Below are 5,564 nucleotides of genomic sequence, written 5' to 3'. Positions count from 1 at the left end.
ATACACCTCCTGCCCGTAGGGCGAAGGGTGAAGATTCTTGAAATCGTATTCCCACGAAAACTCCCCCGCCTCTACCCGATCATAAACTTCCTGCGAAAGATTGATGAAGGCCGCGCCGTAATGCGCCGCCACTTTTCGGTGTACTTCCACTTCTGTGGGTTTCTTCCCGGCATCATAATCACCGAATTTGTCCGGGTCGGCGAAGACCATCAATACTACGTTCATGGCCGGGTTGGCGGCATAAGCTTGCTGCATAATCCCTTCCAAAGCGCGGACTTGCGCCTTCTCCGAAAAACCATTGCTCCGGTCATTGACCGCACTTTCCACAAAAAGTAAATCGGGCGTCCCCTTTGCCAGCACGTCGCGGCCAAAGCGAAAGGCGTGCGGCGTGCTGCCCAGCGACGGGATGCCAGCGGCGATGAAGGTGAATTTAGTTTCGGGAAAAAGCTCCCGCAGGTACTGTTCCGTTTTGTTGCGCCAGCCTGGGTTGTACGTAATCGAACCGCCCAGGAAGGCCACAGTACCCTCTTTTTTATTTTCAAATTTGGCAAAAGCCGTTCCCAAGCCGCGATTGGCTTGCACGTAGGCCGACCGCGCCAGCGGCTTTTCGACCGGATAGCTGTGTTGCTGAATAAAATCCGCCCAGCGGTCAATGTGCTCAATTACGAAATGATGACCTTCCAGCGTCTGAACGCCGCGTGACATGGGATAAACCGCCGCTGGGCCACCCAGCCGCAGGTACTTTTCGATTAATGGAAAGGTATTCTCCTCCGGCGGAACGATCTTGTCCTGCAAGCTGACGACGTGCAGCACCGGAATCTTGAAAGCCGCCATGCCTTCCAAGTTATTTAAAGGAATATCGGTGAATGTACCCGCCGTGGATTCGGTTGCCGTGGCTTCGGTCAGGCCGTTCAGTTCCAGCCAACGTTCCCAGTCTTTGGGCGAGCCTTGACCCTTTCCCTTGCCGCCCGGCCAGCTTTTGGGGTCGCAGACGGGCGCCTCGGCGTAAATGCAAGTCACCTTATCGGGATTACGCTTGGCCCAGCCGTAGGCGTACAGTCCGCCCCGGCTGATGGCTTCCAGGGCTACTTTGGGAGCGAAATTTTTCTGTGTCGTGAGGTAGTCATAGAACTTGTCCCACACCTGCATAGCCATTGGATGACCGAACAGATTATTGGTGTTGACATAGGCCACATGAAAACCCCGCGCTAACAGCAGGCTGTCCATCTCGGCGTGGAAGTTGGGAAAGTGCGCCCTCCACACCCACGGATTTCCGGGCAGCGGCTTTTCCGGTTTGACATAGTAGGCCGTGGTGTTTTCAAAGGGAAAGTCTACTTTCTCAAAACCCTTCCAGGAAGAGGTAGTTTCGGCGGGTGCTTGCGCGAAGGCAGTGCAAGTGGCAAGCGAAAGGGCGAGGAGGAAAATTTTAACGGCAGGATTTCTTTTCATTGTACCAAAAGAAATCGGGGGCGGTAGTTTACTAACTTATTTCTTTGTCAGTATCCGAATTTCCCCCTGCTTCAATTTCTACCTCGACCGCTTTGAAATACAAGTATCGTACATTGATGTTCTTGATTTGAGAGTATGGAATGACAAAAATATCTCCCGGCATTTCGTAGTACCGACTGTCCAGCCATTTTTCGACCTTTTCATTTTGCATCATCGGATCCGACTGATCCGCCAAGTCGCCTTCCAGCTTACGCCTGAATATTTCTTCGAAGTAAATCCGGTCCAGGCCATTGTCTTTGGACAAGAAAAAATCCTTGATAAGACCAGAATAGAGATAACTCCCTTCATTTGTTTCTACCAGTACGTCTGCATAGACATCGGTTCCCGCGTTTTCAGACATAAGATCGGATATGTAGAACCTGCCCGTCAACAAATAATACCACTCATTGTGAATCCTCAGAAAGTGGTACTTATAGTCGAGCTTTCTGTCCAGCACGATCCTGCGGATCAGTTTTCCGGCGGCAAATGCCACTACGTACACGAGAAAATGGTATTCCAGAAACCCTTTAAGCCCAGTTTCGATGTTGGAGAAGTCGATGGCTGGCTGTCCGGTAATGAGCTGGTAGATCAATTTCTCGTCCACTTCGACAGGAATTACCCCTAGATTTTCGACGATAAGGTAGCCGATAAACTGTATGAAACAGGCAGGAATAAGAGAGAGAATCAACTCGTCCACGAAAGACGATTGTACCGTACGGCGGCTATAGGGGCCGTCCAGGTAAGCTATTCGGAAAATAATTCCGGGAAAGAGCAGGAAGAAGATGACCAGAGCGCTAAACGCAATGTTCATTGGCCGGGCGTTTTACTGCTTGCGGTTGGAGGTAGAAGCGCGCAGAGAAAGTATTTCGTATTTCTTCCCATCGACTTCGATATATTGGCTTTCGTCCGATCTGGCGCCCAACATCACCTTCCCCATGAATTCCCGGGCAAGCTTGCGGTCACTTAGGATCTGCCGGACTAATTTGGTTCTTGGTGCTTTCATAGCAGCGTGAATTTGAATTGATTGTGTGAAGATAACGAAAAATTTGAACCGCAAGTTATTCCGCCCTATTTTTAGAATCTCAACCACCCCCACTCATCATTAAATTCCATGCTTCAAAAACTACCGCTACTCCTAATCGGACTATTTGTTACCTTCAAAGCATTCGCCCAATCACTGCCCGTCGTCATTTCCGAGCGCGAGCGCGCTGAGGCTGTGGACGCCATTCTGGAAGACCGCTTCGAGAATTTGCTGCCCCGGCTAATGCGCCGCGAGGGCGTGGACATGTGGGTCATCATCTCACGCGAGTACAACGAAGACCCCGTCATGCGCACCATGCTGCCCAGCACCTGGCTATCGGCGCGGCGGCGGACGATGATGGTATTCTACGATCCCGGCGATGAAAAGCCGCTCGCTAAACTGGCCATCGCCCGCTACGATGTGGGCACTTTGCTGAAAGGCGAGTGGGATCTCAGCTCCAATCCCGATCAGTGGGAAGCGCTGGTGAAGGTGATTAAGGAGAAGAACCCCAAGAAAATCGCCCTCAACTACTCCAAAAACTACGCCCACGCCGACGGCCTGACCTACACGGAGCAACAGGAGTTCATGGCTAAACTACCCAAGGAATACCAGGCCAAAGTCACCTCCGCCGACCGCCTGGCCGTAGCCTGGCTCGAAACCCGCACCGAGAAGGAAATGGCGATTTACCCGATGATCTGCCGCCTGTCGCACCAGATTATTCAGGAAGCTTTTTCGGAAAAAGTCATTCAGCCGGGCGTGACCACCACCGACGATGTGGTGTGGTACCTGCGCCAGCGCATCACGGATTTGGGGCTGGATACCTGGTTTCACCCGACGGTGGACATCCAACGCGCAGACGCCAGCAACTTCGACCACCTCCGCACCTTCGCCAAGCGACCCGGCCAGCAGGTCATTATGCCCGGCGATTTGATCCATACTGATTTCGGCATCACCTACCTGCGCCTCAACACCGACCAGCAGCAAATCGCCTACGTCCTGAAACCCGGCGAAACCGACGTACCCGACTACCTCCAAAAAGCCTTTCAGCAGGGTAATCGCTTGCAGGAAATACTGACCGAGCAGTTTACGGCGGGCAAATCCGGCAACCAAATCTTGCTCGACGCCCTGGCGCAGTCCGAGCGCGAGGGCATCAACGGTACTATTTATACGCACCCCATCGGTCTGCACGGCCACGCCGCCGGGCCGACCATCGGGATGTGGGACGCGCAGGGCGGCATCAAAGGGCCGGGCGACTACCCGCTTTTCCCCAACACGGCCTACTCCATCGAACTCAACGCCGCCGTAAAAATCGACGAATGGAACAAAACCATCCGTATCATGCTGGAAGAAGACGGGTACTTTGACGAGAAAGGCTTCCGTTACATCGACGGACGACAACGAGAGATTTGGACGGTGCCGAGGAAGCTGGAGTATGTGCGGTGAGGGCTTGGGGTGGTGTCGCTACTGGATAGTTATTGCCGGGCGGCGCTCCATTCGGCAAGGCCGAGCGACTGTTGGGTAGTAAATCGTGCGTAGATTTCGTTGCTTGAAGTTGGATTAAGATAGAAGATAGTAACAAGTACCAAAGGGTAAGACTATGAAGAACGAAAAAGACTTGCTGAGCTGGGTGAAGGCTACGGTCGAGAAGACTGCTCCCACGGCCACGTTGATTTTATTTGGCTCTTACGCCCGCGGGGATCATAACGAAGCCTCTGACCTGGATCTGTTGATACTGCTCGATCAGGAAAAAGTGACGAGCATGGATCAGAAAAAAATAACCTACCCGCTTTACGATATTGAGTTTGAAACCGGAACGCTGATTAGCCCCATGGTTTTGTCAAAAAAGGACTGGGAATCACGAAAGGGGAAAACACCATTCTACGAGAATGTCAGCAGAGAGGGGAGGATATTATGAAAGAGAAAGACCGGGAAGCATTAGCCAGGTATCGCATTCAGCGCGCCAGAGAAACGTTTGACGAGGTTTCCATTCTAATAGAAAACGGCCTGTGGAACACCGCCGTCAACAGACTTTACTATGCCAGCTATTACGCGGTGATTGCGCTACTAATCAAGCACGAAATCAACACTAATACTCATGCGGGGGTGAGACAGATGTTCGGTCTTCATTTTGTAAAAACAGGAATCGTCGATAAAGAGCTTGGTAAATTTTACTCCAGTATTTTCACGATGAGGCAAAACGGAGACTATGAGGATTACTTTGAATTTTCCGAAGAGGAGGTGTTGGCCTGGCTGGAACCAGCCGACGAATTGATTAATAAGATTGAAGAGTTGTTGAAGGTAAATGAGTAAGACAAATTTGTCCGTATCATTCCAGAGGCAGACGGCTGCTTCGATCAAGCCGAATTCTTTTGTATTAACGGGCGACAGCGGGGGAGAAAGAAGGTGTGATGTGTTGAATTTAGGTACAGGCAAAAAATGTTAAATCCTTGTAAAAAATATGGAATGACGAATTGGAGTACGTGGACTTCTGCTTCGACTGGTCGAATTCACAGTTATTGTAAAACTTGTCGTCAGAAAAGAGCCCGAAATTACGCCAATAGAAAAAGCGAAGCGGAAGGAAGTCATTCAAAAGCACAATGGAAGAAAAAACTGGGATACTATAATGGATGTCCGAAGTGTGGAAGATCTTGGGTGGATGTTCCATCTCGACCCGACAAACGCTATAAGTATGTCTCCCGCTGCCGCCAGTTTGCAACTGGTGGCTAAACATATGTAAAGTCTCAGACTTGCCAACTACCGCTACTCACACCGCTCAGCCCCATACAACCGCCCATCAATCTCCAGCAACTCCGTACCAACTACCTCACAATCCACAAACAGCGCGTGTCGAGGATTAATTAGATAATTTTTCATAATCGGCAGCACCACGCTAGGTACTTCCACGACGAGGCTATCCGGTTTTTGCAGCCATTCCAATAGAAAAGTCTGGGAAGGCAACGGCTGAGACCCACCCGTCGCTTGCCAGCCTCCGGGTAGTTCGTCGGTTTGGTATTGGCGGAGCGAATCAGGTACTTCTAACGTCACCAGGTAGTAT

Annotated in this window: 7 protein-coding genes; 3 read left to right on the top strand and 4 right to left on the bottom strand. The window is 51.1% G+C overall.

From position 1 onward, the window contains the following. From ACEW8P_RS21625 to ACEW8P_RS21615, 3 genes are all read right to left on the bottom strand, one after another. The coding region (locus tag ACEW8P_RS21625; protein ID WP_373515149.1) for a GDSL-type esterase/lipase family protein at positions 1 to 1,449 on the bottom strand (1,449 nt) is incomplete at its 3' end. A gap of 31 nt (positions 1,450 to 1,480) precedes the next feature. Then, entirely contained in the window at positions 1,481 to 2,299 is an 819-nt protein-coding gene (locus tag ACEW8P_RS21620; RefSeq protein WP_373515148.1) for a hypothetical protein, read from the bottom strand. A 12-nt stretch (positions 2,300 to 2,311) separates the two neighbouring features. Continuing rightward, on the bottom strand, positions 2,312 to 2,491 hold the full coding sequence (locus tag ACEW8P_RS21615; RefSeq protein ID WP_373515147.1) for a hypothetical protein: 180 nt from the start codon (positions 2,489 to 2,491) through the stop codon (positions 2,312 to 2,314). Between the two features lie 108 nt (positions 2,492 to 2,599). On the opposite strand from ACEW8P_RS21615, the gene ACEW8P_RS21610 reads away from it, so the two are divergent. The 3 genes from ACEW8P_RS21610 (at position 2,600) to ACEW8P_RS21600 (ending at position 4,819) form a co-directional block, all read left to right on the top strand. Further along, positions 2,600 to 3,952, top strand: coding sequence for a M24 family metallopeptidase (locus ACEW8P_RS21610; RefSeq protein WP_373515146.1), 1,353 nt, complete (start codon positions 2,600 to 2,602; stop codon positions 3,950 to 3,952). A 154-nt stretch (positions 3,953 to 4,106) separates the two neighbouring features. Further along, the gene (locus ACEW8P_RS21605) at positions 4,107 to 4,424 is read left to right on the top strand and encodes a nucleotidyltransferase domain-containing protein (protein WP_373515145.1); all 318 of its coding nucleotides are present in this window, start codon (positions 4,107 to 4,109) and stop codon (positions 4,422 to 4,424) included. After that, positions 4,421 to 4,819, top strand: coding sequence for a HEPN domain-containing protein (locus tag ACEW8P_RS21600; protein ID WP_373515144.1), 399 nt, complete (start codon positions 4,421 to 4,423; stop codon positions 4,817 to 4,819). The genes ACEW8P_RS21605 and ACEW8P_RS21600 overlap by 4 nt, the downstream gene beginning before the upstream one ends. Before the next feature lie 450 nt (positions 4,820 to 5,269). Here ACEW8P_RS21600 and ACEW8P_RS21595 read toward each other — a convergent pair. Then, positions 5,270 to 5,564: RES family NAD+ phosphorylase (locus ACEW8P_RS21595; RefSeq protein ID WP_373515143.1), on the bottom strand; the 295-nt coding region annotated here is incomplete at its 5' end.

Origin of the sequence: Persicitalea sp. (assembly GCF_041751555.1) — a bacterium.
In the GTDB taxonomy this organism is placed as follows: Bacteria; Bacteroidota; Bacteroidia; order Cytophagales; family Spirosomataceae; genus Persicitalea.
Note: the sequence above shows the minus strand (reverse complement) of the source record. Positions and strands in the feature narration are given on the sequence as shown.